Annotated in this window: 14 protein-coding genes; 9 read left to right on the top strand and 5 right to left on the bottom strand. The window is 61.3% G+C overall.

What is annotated here, in order from left to right; translation table 11 throughout:
- The first annotated feature begins 14 nt into the window (after window positions 1–14).
- Window positions 15–599: a hypothetical protein gene (locus tag ON00_RS20550; protein WP_154651299.1), complete on the top strand. Its 585-nt coding sequence runs from the start codon at window positions 15–17 to the stop codon at window positions 597–599.
- Window positions 600–1,069: 470 nt separating this feature from the next.
- Here the strand turns inward: ON00_RS20550 and ON00_RS07750 are convergent, their stop codons facing one another.
- From ON00_RS07750 to ON00_RS21035, 4 genes are all read right to left on the bottom strand, one after another.
- Window positions 1,070–1,252, bottom strand: coding sequence for a hypothetical protein (locus tag ON00_RS07750; protein WP_010404649.1), 183 nt, complete (start codon window positions 1,250–1,252; stop codon window positions 1,070–1,072).
- A 16-nt stretch (window positions 1,253–1,268) separates the two neighbouring features.
- Window positions 1,269–2,630 carry an amino acid permease gene (locus ON00_RS07745; RefSeq protein ID WP_010404647.1) on the bottom strand — a complete coding sequence of 454 codons (1,362 nt, stop codon included), beginning with the start codon at window positions 2,628–2,630 and terminating at the stop codon, window positions 1,269–1,271.
- A 3-nt stretch (window positions 2,631–2,633) separates the two neighbouring features.
- Window positions 2,634–3,782 carry a helix-turn-helix transcriptional regulator gene (locus ON00_RS07740; protein WP_010404645.1) on the bottom strand — a complete coding sequence of 383 codons (1,149 nt, stop codon included), beginning with the start codon at window positions 3,780–3,782 and terminating at the stop codon, window positions 2,634–2,636.
- Between the two features lie 381 nt (window positions 3,783–4,163).
- The gene (locus ON00_RS21035; protein WP_211207118.1) at window positions 4,164–4,448 is read right to left on the bottom strand and encodes a hypothetical protein; all 285 of its coding nucleotides are present in this window, start codon (window positions 4,446–4,448) and stop codon (window positions 4,164–4,166) included.
- On the opposite strand from ON00_RS21035, the gene ON00_RS20875 reads away from it, so the two are divergent.
- The 8 genes from ON00_RS20875 (at window position 4,441) to ON00_RS07695 (ending at window position 15,993) form a co-directional block, all read left to right on the top strand.
- Window positions 4,441–5,487, top strand: coding sequence for a transferrin-binding protein-like solute binding protein (locus ON00_RS20875; RefSeq protein WP_211207117.1), 1,047 nt, complete (start codon window positions 4,441–4,443; stop codon window positions 5,485–5,487). The genes ON00_RS21035 and ON00_RS20875 overlap by 8 nt on opposite strands.
- A 12-nt stretch (window positions 5,488–5,499) precedes the next feature.
- Window positions 5,500–6,840, top strand: coding sequence for a surface lipoprotein assembly modifier (locus ON00_RS20120; RefSeq protein WP_154651297.1), 1,341 nt, complete (start codon window positions 5,500–5,502; stop codon window positions 6,838–6,840).
- A gap of 19 nt (window positions 6,841–6,859) precedes the next feature.
- Complete coding sequence (locus tag ON00_RS19815; RefSeq protein ID WP_083834082.1) at window positions 6,860–8,515, top strand: DUF6065 family protein; 1,656 nt, start codon at window positions 6,860–6,862, stop codon at window positions 8,513–8,515.
- Between the two features lie 166 nt (window positions 8,516–8,681).
- Window positions 8,682–9,188: a hypothetical protein gene (locus ON00_RS07715; RefSeq protein WP_010404638.1), complete on the top strand. Its 507-nt coding sequence runs from the start codon at window positions 8,682–8,684 to the stop codon at window positions 9,186–9,188.
- Between the two features lie 223 nt (window positions 9,189–9,411).
- Window positions 9,412–13,548 carry an autotransporter outer membrane beta-barrel domain-containing protein gene (locus tag ON00_RS07710; RefSeq protein ID WP_010404636.1) on the top strand — a complete coding sequence of 1,379 codons (4,137 nt, stop codon included), beginning with the start codon at window positions 9,412–9,414 and terminating at the stop codon, window positions 13,546–13,548.
- Between the two features lie 24 nt (window positions 13,549–13,572).
- Complete coding sequence (locus tag ON00_RS07705; protein WP_010404635.1) at window positions 13,573–14,091, top strand: hypothetical protein; 519 nt, start codon at window positions 13,573–13,575, stop codon at window positions 14,089–14,091.
- A gap of 16 nt (window positions 14,092–14,107) precedes the next feature.
- Window positions 14,108–15,709 (top strand): DHA2 family efflux MFS transporter permease subunit, encoded by a 1,602-nt coding sequence (locus ON00_RS07700; protein ID WP_010404634.1) that lies wholly within the window; start codon window positions 14,108–14,110, stop codon window positions 15,707–15,709.
- 47 nt (window positions 15,710–15,756) lie between these two features.
- Complete coding sequence (locus tag ON00_RS07695; RefSeq protein ID WP_211207116.1) at window positions 15,757–15,993, top strand: hypothetical protein; 237 nt, start codon at window positions 15,757–15,759, stop codon at window positions 15,991–15,993.
- Window positions 15,994–17,092: 1,099 nt separating this feature from the next.
- Here ON00_RS07695 and ON00_RS07690 read toward each other — a convergent pair.
- Complete coding sequence (locus ON00_RS07690; protein ID WP_010404630.1) at window positions 17,093–17,977, bottom strand: hypothetical protein; 885 nt, start codon at window positions 17,975–17,977, stop codon at window positions 17,093–17,095.
- Window positions 17,978–17,994 lie beyond the last annotated feature (17 nt).

Raw genomic sequence — 17,994 nt, 5'->3', positions numbered from 1 at the left:
ACGAGGAGAATGAAATGCGACGACTGGCTGGTATCCTGATGGTGGCGGTCGCTTCGGGCGGCGCGAGCGCGGCTCAAGCCCAAAACAACGTCTTGGCACAGCTGCTGAAGCGGGTGACGGGATCGAACAGCGCGGCGAGCCCCTCCCGACCTGAGGCCGCCACATCCGCCACCCCGACACCGGCGCAGATCGACACAGTCCGCAGGCGATTGTCGGTCGTCACCGCGACGCCGGCAATCCGCCAGGATCTCGTGGCGGCCGGCCCGCTCATCGAGACCACCATCGTGACGTTGGCCTGCGCGACCGATGCCACCGCGCTACGGGGCCTGAACAGTCGCCGGCTCACCCCGCGAAACTACGGCACACCCGACGACACGCTCAATTTCACCGCCATGGGTGGCATGCGTTATCATGACCGGACCGCCTGCGTGGACCTGAACCGCATCGGTGCGGTAACGAAGCCGGCACTTAATGCGCTGCAATTAACATTGAACTTCGTCTCGGCGTCGAGCGGCGAAGCCAAGGTCCAGATAGTCTCGTTCCGACGCGTCGGCGATGAATGGCTGCTCGACCGGCTGACCGATTTCGAGGTGTTGTGACGATGTAACCGGCGTATCTGGAGCGGATCCGTTCTTGCTCCAGATACGCCGATTTCACGTCACGCCGCCTCGACGCTTAGCCAAGGTGCCAATGTCGCCGCGTCATTCGCTGCCTTTGCAAATTTGGCCGCGAAGCGAGTGCGCCGATGCTCTTCTAGCGCGGCAATGTAGCCGCGCCCTTCGCGTAGTTCGATTGCACGTCGGAAGATACGGCACATCGTCCCACCGGCCGGCGTAGCTGAGGTTTTTCACGGCGAACGGTGGGCAAGTCATCTTGCCGGGAATGTCCACCGCCGCCAGCACTTCGGCGAGATGAATCGGTTTCATCTTCATGCCCGCGGTCTTGGCACGAGCGAGATCGAGATGGCACTCTTTGTGAAACCCGCCATGTGCAAGCCAGTCCCAGCCGCGAGGTAGCGTCAGGCATGCCGCATGCAGCCGCTGATGAAAATCGGGATGTCATGTGCGAGTCACATCCATGTGCATCGTTCGGCGTTGGCCGGCGCCTCGTTAAACACCTGCAAAATGCCAGTGAGCACGTCGGATTCGCTATGGTCCGGCATCGAGAGTGTGACGAACCGGCTGACGTCGATGCCGCCCTGCGGATCTTCGATCAGCACCATCATCGCGGCGGTCGCGATGGTCTGAAACACCCACGCGGGTGTTCTATCAGCGCCTCGACACCTTCGAGGACGCGGATGCATTTCCCCGTCGAAGGCGAATCATCCGTGCGATGATGGTGGTCGCCACTACGGCCGCCATCGCGATCAGTCCCAAACGACCTGTTGGAGATACGCTCCACTCAAGCAAAAGAAACAGGCTCGCCAGCACAACACATATCAACGGCAATAGTGGGTGTGCCGGTGCCATAAATCGCGACCACTTTGCACGACGACGTCCCACAAGCACTGCAAGTGCGACAAGCAACGGGCTGATCAGTTCTGCCGATAACACGATCAGCAGCGTCTTCTCAGACAAGAACAGCAGCAGTATGGCAGCGATCACCAACAGTGCCGTGGCGGCGATCGGCACATCATGGCGATTGAGGCGGGCGAGCGAGATCGCCAGTCGCGCGGGCCAGATGCCTCCCCGTCCAGTAGCAAAGACAAACCGCGACAGCGCGATCGTCATAGTCAACATGTTGGCGAAAATCGCCACGACGACGACAAGGCTCAATGAGAGCGCAAGTCCGGTTCCGGCGCGCTCGGCCACGAACGTCACAAGCGGCGAATCGCTGCCGATAGTGCTCGCGAGATCGGGAATAGCGAGGGTGACCAGAATCAATGGCACTGCGACCAGCAGCGCGCCAAGAAGCCCCGCCAGTGCCAGCGTGCCCCCGAACTGTCGTGGCCCTTGACTTGTCTCCTCACCCAGATAGCTACCCCACACGGCCCCGGAACAGGCAAAGGTGGCTGCGATCGTCGCAAACGCCAACGCGACATTTGTGACGGGGTGGATTGCGCCGGCTGCAACCAGCACCGGCGCTGCAACAATCTCGTGCAGCGGGCGCACAACGTGGGGCGCAGCCAATACGATGAGTGTACCGACCGCCAGCAGCTCGATCAGCAACAGCATCGATGCGATGAGAATGCCGCTCCGCAATCTCAGGCCCGCACCAATGCCCGCCGCGATCAACGCCGCCCCAGCAATCGGCAACGTGCCGGGCAGCGAGACGACTTCATTCAGGTAGCGCGCGAGGCCTTTGGCCGAGAACGCTAGATAGGCCGGAGCGGTCAACAAGGTGAGTGCGACCGTGATGTCGCTCGCCCACTGTCCGAGCAAGACGCGAAGCCCTGCGTAAACACCACCTGCGTGCGGCGCCGCCCCCGCGACTTCGGCGTAAAGCAATGCCGCCAGCACTGCGATGATCGAACCCGCGATTAACGCGGGCGCAGCGCCGGTCCCTACCAACTTCAGCAAGACCGAGCCGGTAATGAAGATCGATGCGACAGGGGACAGCGCCGAAAGCGTGAATCCGATTAACCCGAGTCGGCGAAGTCCCGTTGCGCCTTTGCGATCGTCGGCCGCCACTCGCTAGCCGTCCGCGCATGAAGGCAAGTCGAGCGCTATCAATGCGCGAATCAAATCCTGCTGTCGGCTGCATCCAGTCTTGTGAAACACCGATTTCAATTGATTGCGGATGGTGTGAATTGATACTGTATTCTGATCCGCTGTCGCCTGCAAGCTTGCTCCCGCCAAGAGGGATAGCGCGAGCCTTGCCTCGGCACCGGTCATGCCGAAGCGCTCGCGGAGTATGTCATGCGAAGTGGATTGAGTCGGACTACTCTTACTGACCGCAACGAGCAGGCAGCGGAATGTTGAAAATCCGGCCATGATGCGTTCGCTCATGCGCGAAATGGTTATGCTAAGATTGGAGTCTGGCCGAAGACCCTGCAGGAGCAACGGTTCGGGCGGCGGACCCGACCGGAATGCTGCTTGCAGCGCCATCTCGAGGGACGCGTTGGCCGCGGGAACGGTGGCGCGCAGTCGGCCATTTACTAGTCGAAATAATGGATTGTCCCGAATAATTGCTTCGGCGGCCGCCGTGCATCGAATTACTCTCAGATCGTCAGCAACGAAGAACAGCGCATGCGAGGAATCTTCGAGCAGGACGTCCAGCCGATCCAATTGGCTTTGCTGCAGAGCAACAAGACGCCGAACTCGTGAAGCACGAATGAGATGGGAGTGAAACGGCGCAATTGCCGCAATGTCGCGCGTCTCGAACTGACCTTTCCGCTTTGGCCGCCCTAACCCAATCGTGGTGAGCCATGGGCCTTCGAGCGATAGTCTCATTGTTAAATTATACGATGCCTCGATCGGAATCAGGAACTCGTTCATGTAAGCGCTTCGCTCGAAATCGTCGCGATCAATCCAGTCGTTGTCGCGCAAAATGCGCGGTGTCCAACCCGCCGAATAATCGAACAGGTTATCCACCAATAACAAAGGGTTGGCCTGAGTCCACCGAGTACGATAGACCTGCAGAGTGTCAGACGGGGTTCGCACGGACAAGCCGTCGCCATGCCCCTCGATGACATTGAGTTCCGTGATGTTGGCCGGATGGGCCCCGCAGCGATCTGCCAACTCGCTCAGCAATGGCGTCCATAGCCGATCGTCAAAAGGCGAATCGTAGATCAGGTCGATCAGTCGTTCGTCGCTTACCTCACCGGTTCCGCTAACCCTCATGGCCCACTCCCCGTGTCCGCCCGAATGTGAAGCGGAAGCAGTTAGAGGAGATTGTCAGCAGATCATAGCGCAAATGGGTCATGCGCCGCCCACGTAAACCCGCGAAGTGATCGCGGGAAGAATTCGGTTCAGCATTTGCAAGGGGTTTAGCATGTACGCGCAATTCAAATTGTCGGCCACAGTCGTTACGCTGGCCACAGCAGCGTCGATCGCGGTCGCTCCAGTGCTCGCGCAAAACGTCGCGTCAACGCCGACCACACAGGTCTCGCCAAAAGCCAAGCCAAAAACCAAACCGCACCACAAATCTCGCCTACATCTGAACACTGCCCTGCCTGCTGTCTTCGCTGCGGGAATTGCAGGTGGTGCAATTGCGCTCGCATCTCATTCCCCGACGAGAACGCCGACGCCAACCCCGACCCCGACACCGACGCCAACCCCGACACCGACGCCGGCTCCCACGCCGACGCCGACGCCGACCCCGACACCAACCCCGACACCAACCCCGACACCGACGCCGGCTCCCACGCCGACGCCAACCCCGACGCCGACTCCCACGCCGACGCCAACCCCGACGCCGACTCCCACGCCGACGCCAACCCCGCCGCCCACGACAACCACGTTCTCCGGGCCTCCCGCGCCCGGTACGGTTGGTACCACGGTGCCCACGACACCCGCTGCTGGGTACCAAACCGCTACCTCAGCCGGCTATAATTTCTCGGATGGCCAGCAACGTTACCCCAATCAAGTTGATCAGCCAGGTAATATTCCAGCCAGGCCAGCCCCTGCCGGTACGACGTTTGCGCTCACGCAATCAGCTCTCGCATTTTCCTCAAGTGGGCAGACACTCGACGCAAACGGCCATGCGCAGGGCGGCGCGGCGAGTTATGGTGCGGATGCCGCCACCAATGCGCAGGGCGCGACAATCTCGATTGTCTCGCCACAGCCCGGGCCGATCGAGAATTCGGTTCTCTCAATCAGCATCCCAAGCCTAGGCGTCAACCAGACTTACGACCTGACCAAGGCAGTTGATCCCAATGTGTCGTCTGGCTCGGTTCCGATCACAAGTGGAGCGAGCGCAGGAAAATATTTGGAGATAAGCATCTCCTCATTGGGCTGGCTGGCATCGGGCAGTTGGACTGTAACCAATGTTCCGACGGTCGCTACTAAAGACACAATCAATGCCTCCGGCAATGTCAGCGTGTTTATTATGGGGTATCAAACGCCGACATCGGCGATGCCGACGACGGGCAGCGCCATTTACCACGCAGGTAGCGCTGCGCAGCCGGTGGGTTTAGGTGCCTTCTTCAACGGCAATGGCGGGCCCTCAGCGGCCCTCGCGGGACAGATTGATATCACCGCCGACTTCGCCGGGGGAACCGTGAACGGCACCCTTACCAACACGGTGGCTGTATACGGAACCGGTACTTACAACAGCAACGGCGAGATCTTCGCAAAACTCCCCTGGAACAATGTTGCTATGACCGGTTCGATCTCGGGTAACACCATTTCCGGCACGTCATCCGTTACCAGCAACCCTGCCAACCTGACATCCATCGGCCCCGGGGCAACAGGCACGATTAAAGGCGGCTTCTACGGCCCAACTGCCGACCAAATCGGACTCATCTGGACTTTGAGTGACGGCAAAAGCGCGGCGCTGGGTACGATCACGACAATCAGCAAAAGCAACGTGATTGTATTGCCGTAAAGAGAATTGGCGGTGATTATTCGCCTCACCCACTGTTTTCGGTCGATTTTGTTCGTGACTGTAGGATGTTTTGCATTTTGTCTGCATGTTGGTGCACAGACGGTTGGCCAAAAGCCAACCGTCATACACCAAACCGTATCAGATAATGAGGCAGCGGCACTGCTGATGCAGCATGGTGATTTCGATGACGCCCGCAAAGTACTGCTGCGCGCGGAAAAGTCCGATCCGGACGAACCGCAAACGCAATTTTTGCTGGCGATGCTTGATCTACAAGACAAGGATTACCCGGCAGAAATTCGCAGGCTGCGTAGAATGCTGGTGCGCCATCCCAAGGCAGCGCGCGTGCGGTTGGAACTGGCGAGAGCATTCTTTCTTGCGCATGATTACGACAATGCGGAGCGCCAATTTCGTTTTGCGAGTGCCGGAAAATTGGAGCCGGGGATCCAGATAAATATCAACCGCTTTCTTGCCCGGATCAGACAGCTACGGAAATTCACCTATAACTTCTCAATTGCCTTTGCCCCGGACTCAAATTTGAATGCTGGCCCAGCAATTGATTCCGTCAATTTATACGGCTTACCGTTTCAATTGTCGCAAGCAGCGCAGAAGCACAGCGGGGTTGGCCTTGCGCTTGATGTAGGCGGGCAATGGGCACAACCGGTGACCGGCAAGATCAAGTTCTTGTTCGCCGGTCAGCTCCACCGTTCCCAATACGTCGACGGTGCATTCAACGATATGACATTGTCGACGAGCGCGGGCCCACGCATTGTTCTGCGGCGCTGGGATGTCAGCTTGCAAGGATTTGCCGCGCGGCGCTGGTATGGTGGCGCGGTCTATAGCGACACGCTCGGTGGAGGTATTGATGCCACCTACTACGTGAACGCTCGCTTTGGGCTTCAGTATGGCGCGTCGCGCCAGCACACCAACTATCCCCTGAACCCATTGCAAAGCGGTCTAGGAACAACGTTGTCACTGGGCGGCTTCTATACGCCAAACTCGAGCACGGTTATAAAGACATACATATCAGAAAGCCGCCAAACGGCCGCTATTGCAAGTTATGCAAATCGATCGAGTCTGGTCAGCTTTACAGCTTATCATGATTTTTCGGGCGGATTTTCTGCGTCTGTTCAGCCAAGTTACGCGCGCACAAAATACGATGCCCCATTGGCCGCCTTCGGAGTCGTGCGTAATGATCGATTGGTGGCGGCTCAGCTGGCAATCCTTAACAGGCGGATTGATTATTTTGGCTTCACGCCTCGAGTAATAGTCTCATATGCCAGTAACCGAAGCAATATTTCGCTTTACACTTTTAATCGCACACGTGTTGAAATGGGTTTGACGCGGGTATTTTAGGCATCTGTAGGGAGGTTATGTGGACTTAATCTGCTATCTATTCCCGAATTGGGCGCCCCGTATTCGGTCGGCTAATTCGCGCCGTGACTGGATGGACAATTCAGTTGAATCGTTTGCCTATCGCTGCCTGCCGCTGAGCATCGCGAATGCGCATGGCTGGGAGATTCTGAGCCCCTGCGGCTTTGAAGCAGTGTGGAATGGCGGCCCAAATCCGGATGACGTCGCCATTCGAGTCGATGAGGGAACAGCGCATCCGATTGTTCCGGTGGCCTTGTTTGGTCAAGCGACACTAACGTTTCATGTCGAAGGGATCATGCGGACACCCCCTGGTTGGAACCTGTGGGTCGGTGGGTGCCCGAATATCGCGAAAGACGGCATCGCCCCGTTAAGCGGAATTATCGAGACGGATTGGTCGCCTTATTCCTTTACAATGAACTGGCGGTTCACTCGTGCCAATCACCCGGTACGATTTGAGGAAAATGAGCCGTTCTGCTTCTTCTTCCCGGTTCAGCGGCAGTTGATCGAGGCGGTTCAGCCCCATTTCCAATCGATTGAGGCCGCGCCGGAACTCAAGGCGCAGTATCAGGAGTGGAGCCAGTCGCGCGACGCCTTTCAAGCCGATGTCGCTGCTCATCCTCCTTCAAAACCCTCCGATAAATGGCAGAAGCTCTATTATCGTGGCGTAGACGCTAACGGTGAAGCGCAGGTCGATGATCACAAATCCAAGTTGCGCATTGGCGACTTCGACTCGACGGCCGCCGCCGGTTACGCCTCCCCGAAATGCCCCGTCGCGCATTCGGCGCGAGGGCAACAAACTGCTGCCGCGCCCGCTCCCGATGCACCCACAGTCGCGCTGAGCAAATGTGATTGGATGATCCGCACCCAGGCGGAACTTCGTGGGTTGTCACCGGCCGCCAGCGGCATCTTCCGCAAAGAGGGCGTGACGGGGCAAATGTTCCTCGATGAATATTACGCACGCAATCATCCCGTTGTGCTGGCCAACGCGGTCGCGGAATGGCCAGCGCATAAGCTCTGGTCCCCGACCTATCTGCGCACAAAAATCGGCGATGCGCTGATCGAAGCGCAGGTCGGCCGCACATCCGACCCTCAGTTTGAGCGCTACAAAGACGCACACAAACAGACTCTTCCGTTCAGCGCATTCGTTGATCAGATCATGTGTTCTGGCGCCGGCAATGATTTATACGTCACTGCTTATAATTCTGCGTCCAATCGCGATGCACTTTCGATCCTCCACGACGACCTTGGCATGATCGAAGGCATAATCGATCCTCTCGCTGAAAATGCGCGTGGCATGATGTGGATCGGCCCTGCGGACACCTTCACGCCGCTCCATCATGACCTCACCAATAATCTTCTGCTCCAGATCACTGGGCGCAAGCGTGTGATCATGGCGGCACCGAGCGACACTTGGCGACTGTACAACGATCACCATGTCTTCAGCGAAATTATCGACCTCCAAAGATCAGATCTCGATTTTGAACGCTTCCCGCTGCTGCAAGGCGTCACATTGCATGAGATTATCCTGGAGCCTGGCGATGCACTCTTTCTGCCCGTCGGCTGGTGGCATCAGGTAACGGCGCTCGATTTCAGCGTTTCGATCACCCACACCAATTTCGTTTGGCCGAACGACGCGCATTCTACCTATCCGACTTAGCCGGCATCCAACTATATTTCTGAATTACGAAAATACGAACGGAGTAACAACTATGTATTTCTCTATAATACTTCGATCCGCATGTTTGGCAGGCCTGCTTTCTGCCACAACGGTGCAAGCGCAGAGTTATCGGAGTTGCGGTGGACGCCCCGATTTTGACGCGTGCATGGCGCGGATCACGACAGGCAACCAAAATCGCCTGGCGCAGGCGCAGCAGGCGACATTTGCACGCTATATGAAAATCTACGGTCCATGGGTGCGCAAACAATACGCTAAATATCGTGGACCACCCATGAGCTTCGAGCGCTTTGCCTATTTTGAAATGATGTCCGCCAACGGCACTAATGTGGCCGGCGGCCTGCAAGCCCAGCGAGATCAGTTTGCGGGCCAGCAGCGCGCGCAAAGAACGCGCGAGCAGGGATATTCCAGCTACCGACAGGGCATGTACGCCAACAGCGCTCGCATGGACCGTAGCGCGGAGCGCTTTGATCAGAATGTAGTGCGCGGCAATGTTGCGCAGATCGATCCAAATACCGGCGAAAAGCGCTGGCTGCCGAATAATGCCCCTGAAAATCGGCCGTTCCAGCAAGGCGGGCACACCTATGTGCAGCATCAAGGTGGTTTTTATCAGTGGAACGGCAATGGCTGGGCGCCGATGCGGCGGGGTCAGTAAAAACGATCGGAAAAGATCGCGGTGAAAACGATCCTCCGTTCGCTGATTTACAAATTAAGGGGCGCCGAGAATGCATTTATATTTTATGAAACCAGCAACTCGAGGCACGAATAATGCGGCAGCTTTGCCGTGTAGTAGTGATCTGGATTCAAATCGGACCAGAAAAGTCGGCGCAAAGCGGACCTTGCGCATAGTTCTACAGGCCTCCGGATCGATCGCGGCAATGCTGACGGCGAATGCCGCCCACGCGGATTGCTCCAACACCGCTCCTGCGACCGGGGCCAATGTTGCGTGCACCGGCGCGAGCACCACGGGCGTGATCGCGGCAAGCAGCGATCAGGTGACGCTCGATCTAGCGATCGGCGGGTCGATCGTGCCGGCGAGTGGCCCGTCGATCTGGCTCGGCAAGCAGACGCATGTCCATCTCGAAGCCAATACGACGACCGGCAACCCGGCGCTGCCGAACAATTCGGCGCTGCTTCTGGGCGACGGTTCTACCGTCATCGTCGACGGCCTGATACAGAGTCAGGGCGGCATCACCGGCCCTACCCAGGGCGGCAATGCCACCGGTCTGGCCGGCGCGACGGTGACGGTCGGCCAGACCGGCGCCATCACCACCAACGGCACCGCCAACAACCGGGCGATCGATGGTCGTGCTGGCGGCAATGTCTATGTCATCGACGGCAGGATCAGCGCGACCGGGACCAGCGGCCAAGGCATCTCGGTCGGCAATGGCGACATGCTGACGATCGGCGCCACCGGATCGATCGGGACGCTGTCGGGCGACACGTCCAACCCGATCGACGGCTTCGGCAAGACCGGCGTCACTGTCGTGACCGCAGCCGGCTCGTCGATCAGCCTCCACGGCATCGGCCGGGCAATCCAGCTCGGCGCCAACGCCAACGTCACGATCGGTGGCGCGATCACGTCTCTCGGCGACACCGCGATCACCAATTCGTCCGGGGGCGTCGCCGTCGAGGTCGGCGTCAATTCGACCGTGCACCTGCTGTCGACCGGCAGCATCACGACAGGCAACACATCGGCACTCGGCAATGGCGGCAGTGGCGCCACCGGCATCAGCACCTATTCGACGACCGGCACGAGCCATTCGACGATCATCGTCGATGGCACGATCAGCACGCAGAAGGCGACGGGCATCCTGGCCGGCGTCGGCGACAGCATCACGATCGGCGCGACGGGGAAGGTCACCAGCCGGGGCGCTTCGCGTGCGATCTTCGTCAATGCCTATTCGGCTGTCGGCAACGATACGGTGACGATCGACATTGCCGGACGCGTCGAAGCGTTGGGAACCTCGAACGCACTCTATATTTCGGGGAGCCGAGCCTCCGGGCAAACGGTGAAAACGCCGGTGCATGCGAACGTCACGATCGAGCAAGGCGGCTCGTTGTTCAGCCAGAGCGGGGTCACCTATGGTCAGGATCCCGGCAGCAGCGTCTATCCCGAAGTCATCGACAACCTGGTGGTCGCCGGCACCATCCAGCGCGGCACGCCAGGGGTCGCGATCAATCTTGGCGATGGCGCGGACACGATCACGCTTCTCCCGACCTTTGTGATTGGCGGCTCGATCGATGGCGGCATCAATAGCGGCGGTCCCTCCGTGATCGACACCTTCGCACTCGACGGTGCAGCCGGTACGGCGGGTGTCTTTGATTTCGGCGTCAACGCATTGGCCAATTTCGGGGCCGCCCGAAAACAGGGAGCCGGAGTCTGGGCTCTCAACGGCGTGTCCGGCGCAGGCTTGACCGGCACCTTTTCCGTCAACGCAGGCACATTGCTGGTCAACGGCACGCTAAGCAATGCCAGCGTGGCGGTCGCCTCGGGTGGCTCCCTGGGCGGGGCTGGTCAGATCGTCAACGCGGTCTCGATTGCCGATGGTGCCACGCTTGTTGGAATGACCGGCCAGACACTGACAATGGGGCAACTCACCTTGTCCGGCGGGTCGATCGTCAATGCGACGCTCGGTGCGCCGGGCGGCGCCGGCTTGTTCAACGTGGGCGGCAACCTCACGCTCGACGGAACCCTCAACGTCACCGGTGCCGGCGGCTTCGGCGCGGGCGTGTACCGACTGTTCGATTATGGCGGTACGCTGACCGACAATGGCCTCGCGATCGGCAGCGTGCCGATGGGCACCAATATAGCCGATTTGACCGTGCAGACCTCGGTCGCCAACCAGATCAACGTGGTGGTCACCAGCGGGCCGGGGCCGATCCAGTTCTGGAACGGCGCCACGACCGCACCAACCGGCACGATCGTCGGCGGATCGGGCACATGGAGCGCAGGGCCGACCGCCAACTGGACCAATGCCGCGGGCGCACGCTCGGATCGCTGGCTGGGCAATTTCGCGGTGTTCCAGGGCGGCCGCGGCGCCGCGAACGGGACCGTGACGATCGACGACAGCCTGGGCGCGGTATCGGCCAAGGGCGTGCAGTTTATCGGCACAGGCTGGACGGTCGCGGGCGACGCGCTGACGCTGGCCGGCGATGGCGGGGCGACCACCATCCGGGTCGGCGATGGCTCAGCGGCGGGCGCTGGCGACAGCGGGACGGTCGGCGCGACACTGACCGGCGCCAGCCGGCTGGTGAAGGACGATCTCGGGACGCTCATTCTCACCGGTACAAACACCTATAGCGGCGGCACCACGATCAACGCCGGCACCCTGCAATTGGGCAATGGCGGCACGACCGGCACGGTGACCGGTGACATAGTCGACAATGGCACACTGGCTTTTTCGCGCAGCGACGCGGTGACCTTCGGCGCGGCGATCGGCGGCACCGGCCTGGTGCGCAAGCTCGGCAGCAACATGCTGACCCTCGCCGGCGATTCGAGCGCCTTTACCGGCGAGACGCGGATCGAGGCAGGCACGCTGTCGGTCGGGGGACGGCTTGGCGGCTTGCTGACCATCGCGTCGGGCGGGCGGCTGCAGGGCACCGGCACGGTCGGCTCCGTCACGGTCGCCTCCGGCGCGACGATCGCCCCGGGCAATTCGATCGGCACGCTCAACACCGGCGCGATCACCTTTGGCGCGGGATCGATCTACGAGGTAGAGGTCGATGCGGCGGGAAACGGTGACCGTATCGCGTCGAGCGGCGTCGCGACGATCAACGGCGGTACCGTGCGGGTGCTGGCTGGCGCTGGCAATTATGCGCGCGGCACCAACTACACGATCCTGACCGCGAGCGGCGGCGTGACGGGCAGCGGCTTTTCGGGCGTCACCAGCAACCTCGCCTTCCTCACACCGACCCTGACACAGGGCGCCAACAGCGTGATCCTCACATTGACCCGCAACGACATCGACTTTGCCGCGATCGGGGGCAGTTTCAATGAACGTTCGTCGGGGCATGCGCTCGACGCGATCGGCAGCGGGACGATCTACAATGCTGTAGTCCAACTCGACGCGCCGACGGCGCGCGCCGCGTTCGATGCGCTGTCGGGCGAGGTGCACGCGTCGGTCCGCACCGCGATGATCGAGAACAGCCGGCTGCCACGCGAAGCGGTACTGCGCGCCCTGGCGGCCGATGGCACGGACGGAGCGCGCTCCTGGGCGCAGGGTTACGGCAATTGGGGCCGCAGCAATGGCGACGGCAACGCCGCACGGTTGGATCGCGACGCGGCTGGTTTCGTCATCGGCCTGGATGCGGCGCTTGGTGCGAACTGGCGGTTGGGCGTGGCGGGCGGCTATACGCGCACCGACCTGCGCATTCCCGCCCGCGCCAGCGCGGCCAATGCCGATCAGGTGCAGGTGCTGGCCTATGCCGGCGCGGCCTATGGGCCGGTGCGGATCCGGATCGGTGGCGGTTATGCCCATGCCGCTATCGCTACCGCGCGCTCCGCCGGTTTCCCCGGCTTCAGCGACAGCCCGAGCGCCAGCTATGACGGATCCGTCGTGCAGGGCTTTGGCGAGCTCGCTTATGATCTGAACGCTGGGCGCGGCAGTATCGAGCCGTTCGCCGGCGTGAATGCCGCGAACGCGCGCACCGGCGGCTTCACCGAACGGGGCGGCGCGGCGGCGCTGACCGGCGACAGGGCAAGCGAGACGATCGTGCAATCGGTGGTCGGCCTGCGCGCGTCCACGGCGGCAACCGCGCCGGTGTCCTTCAATGCGCTCATCGCGTGGACGCACGATTATGGCAATCTCACACCGCAATCGATGCTGCGTTTTGCAGGTCAGGCCTCGTTCCCGATCGCCGGAACGCCGCTCGCGCGCGACGGCGCGTCCGTCGATCTCGGCCTGACGTGGCACGTCACCACGCGCCTGTCGCTCGCGGCGACCTATTCAGGCGTATTCGGCGATGGCGTGCGCGATCACGCCGCGAAGGGCGGGCTGCAACTCACGTTTTAACGGTGACGAAACAGGGGAAAAGCAATGAAGTTCGACGACATCAAGACCCGCTGGCAGGGCTATAGCGCCCGTAAGAAATGGACCATTGCCGGGATCGGCGCGGTGCTGTGCATCGCGGCGGCGGGCGGCGATCGCAATCAACGTGACGGCGGCCGTAGCGACGCGACAGGCTATGCCGCGGCCGGCGGCGCGCCCGGTTATCGACAGCAACCGGGTTATGCCGGGCAGGGTCAGGATGGTCCGGGCGATGGTAGCCCGGCCTATGTCGGCGGCGGTGCGCCGGCCAGCGGCTCGGCGTCTGCCGGTGGCTCGGTCGACATCATGTCGGGCTGGCAGCACAATCAGGAGGTGCAGGACCGCGCGGCGCGCGCCTTCGACCAGAATATCCGCGACGAGTCGACGATCCGCTCGAACACGGACGGCCAGGTTTACAGCGGCGTGTCCAACCCGGTTGCCGATGGCGCGGTAGAAAGCGGCGCCGCCGTTCAGGTGCCGACCGCGGAATTGCCGACGACAACCACGACCAGCGAGCCCGAACAATGACCCGCCGGCGCACGCTGTGAACGTCGCAGATTTGCAACCGGCGGCCGACATTGCGACGCCGATCGCGGCGACGGTCGCGACATGGGTCGGCTTTGCCATGATGTGCCTCGGTCTGTTCATGGCGATCCTCGACATGCAGATCGTCGCCACCTCGCTGCCGACGATCCGCGGCGCGCTCGGCATCAAGCCCGAGGCGATGAGCTGGGTGCAGACCGCCTATATCATCGCCGAGGTCATCACGATCCCGATCACCGGTTATCTGACCCGCGCCTGGACGATGCGCGGGCTGTTCGTCGTCGGCATCTCGGTGTTCACGATCGCGTCGATCGGCTGCGCGGCGAGCAACGGCTTCATCGCGTTGATAATGTGGCGGGTGGTGCAGGGCTTTGCTGCGGGCACGTTGATCCCGGCAGTGTTCTCCGCTGTCTTCCTGCTGTTTCCGCCGCGCGTCGAGGCGCTCGCCACCTCGATCGCCGGCATCCTGGCGGTACTCGCGCCGACGGTCGGGCCGATCGTCGGGGGTGAGATCACGCACGGCCTTTCCTGGCACTGGCTGTTTCTCGTCAATGTCTTGCCCGGCGTGCTCGCTTGTGCCGGCGGCGCGCTGTTCCTGCCGCGCGGGCGGGCGCAACATGGTTTGATCCGCCACATCGATATCACCGGCCTGCTGTGGCTGTCGGTCGCATTGGCCACACTCGTCATCGGACTGAAGCAGGCGCCGGACCTGGGCTGGGCGTCGCAAATCGTGCTCGGGCTGTTCGCCGCGGCCATTTTGACCGGGTGCCTGTTCTTCCGCCGCGCGCTCGATCGCCCCAATCCGGTAGCGTCGGTACGGGTTCTGGCGGATGCGCGCGTGGCGGTCGGCTGCACGCTCAACTTCGCGCTCGGCTTCGGCTTTTTCGGGGCGACCTATCTGATGCCGGTGTTCCTCGCGCTGGTGCGCGATCACGACGCGCTGGAGATCGGCCGCATCATGCTTGTCACCGGTCTTGCACAACTCGCCGCGGCACCGGTCGTGGTCGTGCTGGAAAAGCGCATGGATGCGCGCCTGCTCAGCGCCTTCGGTTTCGCGCTGTTCGCGATCGGGCTGGCAATGAGCGGTTTCGAAACGCGCGAGACCGATTATGACGCGATGTTCCTCCCGCAGATCATACGCGGCATCGCCATCATGTTCTGCCTTGTGCCGCCGACGCGGATCGCACTCGGCCATCTCGCGCTGGCCGACATTCCCAATGCCAGCGGGCTGTTCAACGTCGCGCGCAATCTCGGCGGCGCGATCGGCCTGGCTTTGGTCGATTCCGTCATTTACGGTCGAGCGCCGGGTTGGGGCGAGACGATCAAGAACCGCTTGCTGGCCGGCGACGTGCCAACGGCGCGCGCGGTCGGTATCCCGATCGATGCGTTTCTAGCCGCGCGCGGCCAGCCGATCGACGACGAGACGCGTGAATTGCTCGCACCGATGGTCGAGAAGCTCGCGCTGACGCACGCCATCAACGAGGCATGGCTGGTGCTGGCAGCGATCACGCTGGTGGCCATCGTCTCGCTTGCGTGGCTGCTGCGCCGGCGCGTCGAATCCTCGGAGAGAGCGGTCTTGGGAAAGGAGTTTTCGGACGTATGAACCAGAGGCGATCAATCCGCGGTAGCGATGGCCTGAACGCATTTTGGGTGAGCGCGACTCTCCTGCTGGCATCTACACCGGGCCATGCCGAAGACATCGGCCGCAAGGCCTGTTTCGCGGATGCCAAGCTGCTGTGCCCCGCGGCGGTTCACGCGTTCAACCGGAAAGCGGCAGAGGCGTGCCTGTTCGAGAAAATCGCGCAGACGACGCCGCACTGCCGTGACACGATATTGCTCATCCACGAGCAACGACTCCGGAAAAACTCGAAACCCAACAACCGCTGACAGCGGTGGGAACTGGGGAGACTTGTCAGAACAATCTGGCAGGCGGCGTCGGCTGGTGATAACAGCGCGAATGAACCGCAAATCGAGAGCAAAGTCACCTAAATCGTATGATCGTGCTCTCAGGGCGGCCCACCCGGAGCTAAGCTGAAGACGAAGGTTGCTCCGGATAGGCCGGAGCCGAGCCCCAAGCTCAAACCAGGTGAACCATGCAGGAGAATAGCGAGTTTTCCGCAGGACTAGATACGCAGGAAAGTTCGCCGCGTGTTACAACGCCACTGTTGGCCAGTTAGTTCAATATAAGGAGAAACTATTAGAAAGGACGGCCGAGCACATTAATCATGAAAATCATGCTGATTGGTCGCCACAGTATTCGCGCTATTTCTATCATTACAACGGCAGCCTGTCGGAGAATCCGTCAACGAAGGGATTTTCTCGAAATTATTTCTGCGAAGTAGGCCGCCTACGTTTTCAGCGGGTGGCAATCTTGATGGTGCATCGTACCGGGCGCTTGACGTTGATGGCGGCCTGTTCGCAGGCCTCGATAGCCTCGCGATTATCGCGTATATCTCGGCGGCCTCCTCGATGGCCTACCAAGCGCTCGGGCTGTCCGCGCGCATGATCCGGGTTCCCGCTTCCCAACGAGTCAGCTCGCCGACTATATGCTGCGCCATGCGCTCGGGCATTTGCCAGTCCTCGGCAGCGTACCCGCGTCCACTTCGCCGGGCAGGACGATCACGTCGTGACAAGTGGCGCCGGCGATCGAACGCGTGGGCGATTTTGCGGTTTTTTGGGGCGCCGTTCGACGATGCGAGGACTATGCCGCGCTGCGTAAGGCTGAAAGCGTGGGACGGCCCGCCGGATCGCCGGCGTATCTCGCCGATATGGCAGCAAGAAAAAATGGAACAGACGCTCGCTCCGCGCAAGTGCGGGCCGAAGAGGGACTAGCTGCGATTCGTCACCCGCGCTAGAGCGAGGCGCCGGCATAAGGACCTAGGCGCCAGGTATCGCGGTCGGCGGCGGTGGCGTTGGGGAATAGATGAATATCTGAGCGGCGTATCTGGAGCCGTTTCAATCTCGCCCCAGATACGCCCATCTCACGTCATGCTGCCTCGTCGTTCAACCACGGCGCCAGGACGGCGGCATCGTTGGCCGCCTGCGTAAGTTGCGCAGCGAAGCGCGCATCACGCCGTGCCTGCAACGCCGCGACATAGCCGCGATCCGGTTTCAGTTCACAGATCTGCCGCAGCAGCCGGTCCTCGGCCGCATCGGCCTCGGCCCGGTCGTCGAACAGCCGACGCCAACGGATCAGCAGGCAGGCGCCGGTGATGACGTCGCCTTCGCAGATCTCGGCGACCAGATCCCAGCGGCCCTGATCGATCAGTTTGGTGACCATGAATGGCGCGGCGGTGATCTTGGCGGGGATGTCGAGCGCAGCGGCATATTCGGCTTGATGGATCGGCTTCATCTTGAACCCGCCCGTCAGGACACGTGCGAAATCGACGTGGTGGACCCGCCCGTCACCGCCGAACGCCATCCACCGCCAGTCATGCGGAAGGGTCATCTTGTGACGGAGAACCGCGCATAGCAGCAGCGGAAGATCGTGCATGGCGCCGCCCCAGGTGACGAGTTCGGTGTTCTTGGGGGCGTCGGCGAATGCTTGAACCAAGCCCGCAATCACGCCGCGTTCGTCGCAATCCGGCGCCGAGAAGGTCTCGAACGTAGCAATCTCCACGTTGCCGTCAGGGTGGTCGACGAGCCGCATCACCGACGCCGTGACGACCGTCTGAAACGGCCATCGCGGCGTCTTGAGCGGGTCTTCGTGCCGCTGATAGCCGCGCCGGCTGGTCTGCTCGTCCGTGCCGGGCGACCAGCGTTCCATCGCTTGGTAACGGCGGTGGCCGGTATCGTCGAGCACGGCGGATTCCAGGTCGATGATGATGTAACTGCGGGGGCCGCGCGGTTCGGTTGGGAAATCGATCTTCATGGCAATTCTCCAGGGTG

The sequence above is a fragment of the Sphingomonas echinoides ATCC 14820 genome, assembly GCF_000241465.1.
Lineage (GTDB): Bacteria > Pseudomonadota > Alphaproteobacteria > Sphingomonadales > Sphingomonadaceae > Sphingomonas > Sphingomonas echinoides.
Note: the sequence above shows the minus strand (reverse complement) of the source record. Positions and strands in the feature narration are given on the sequence as shown.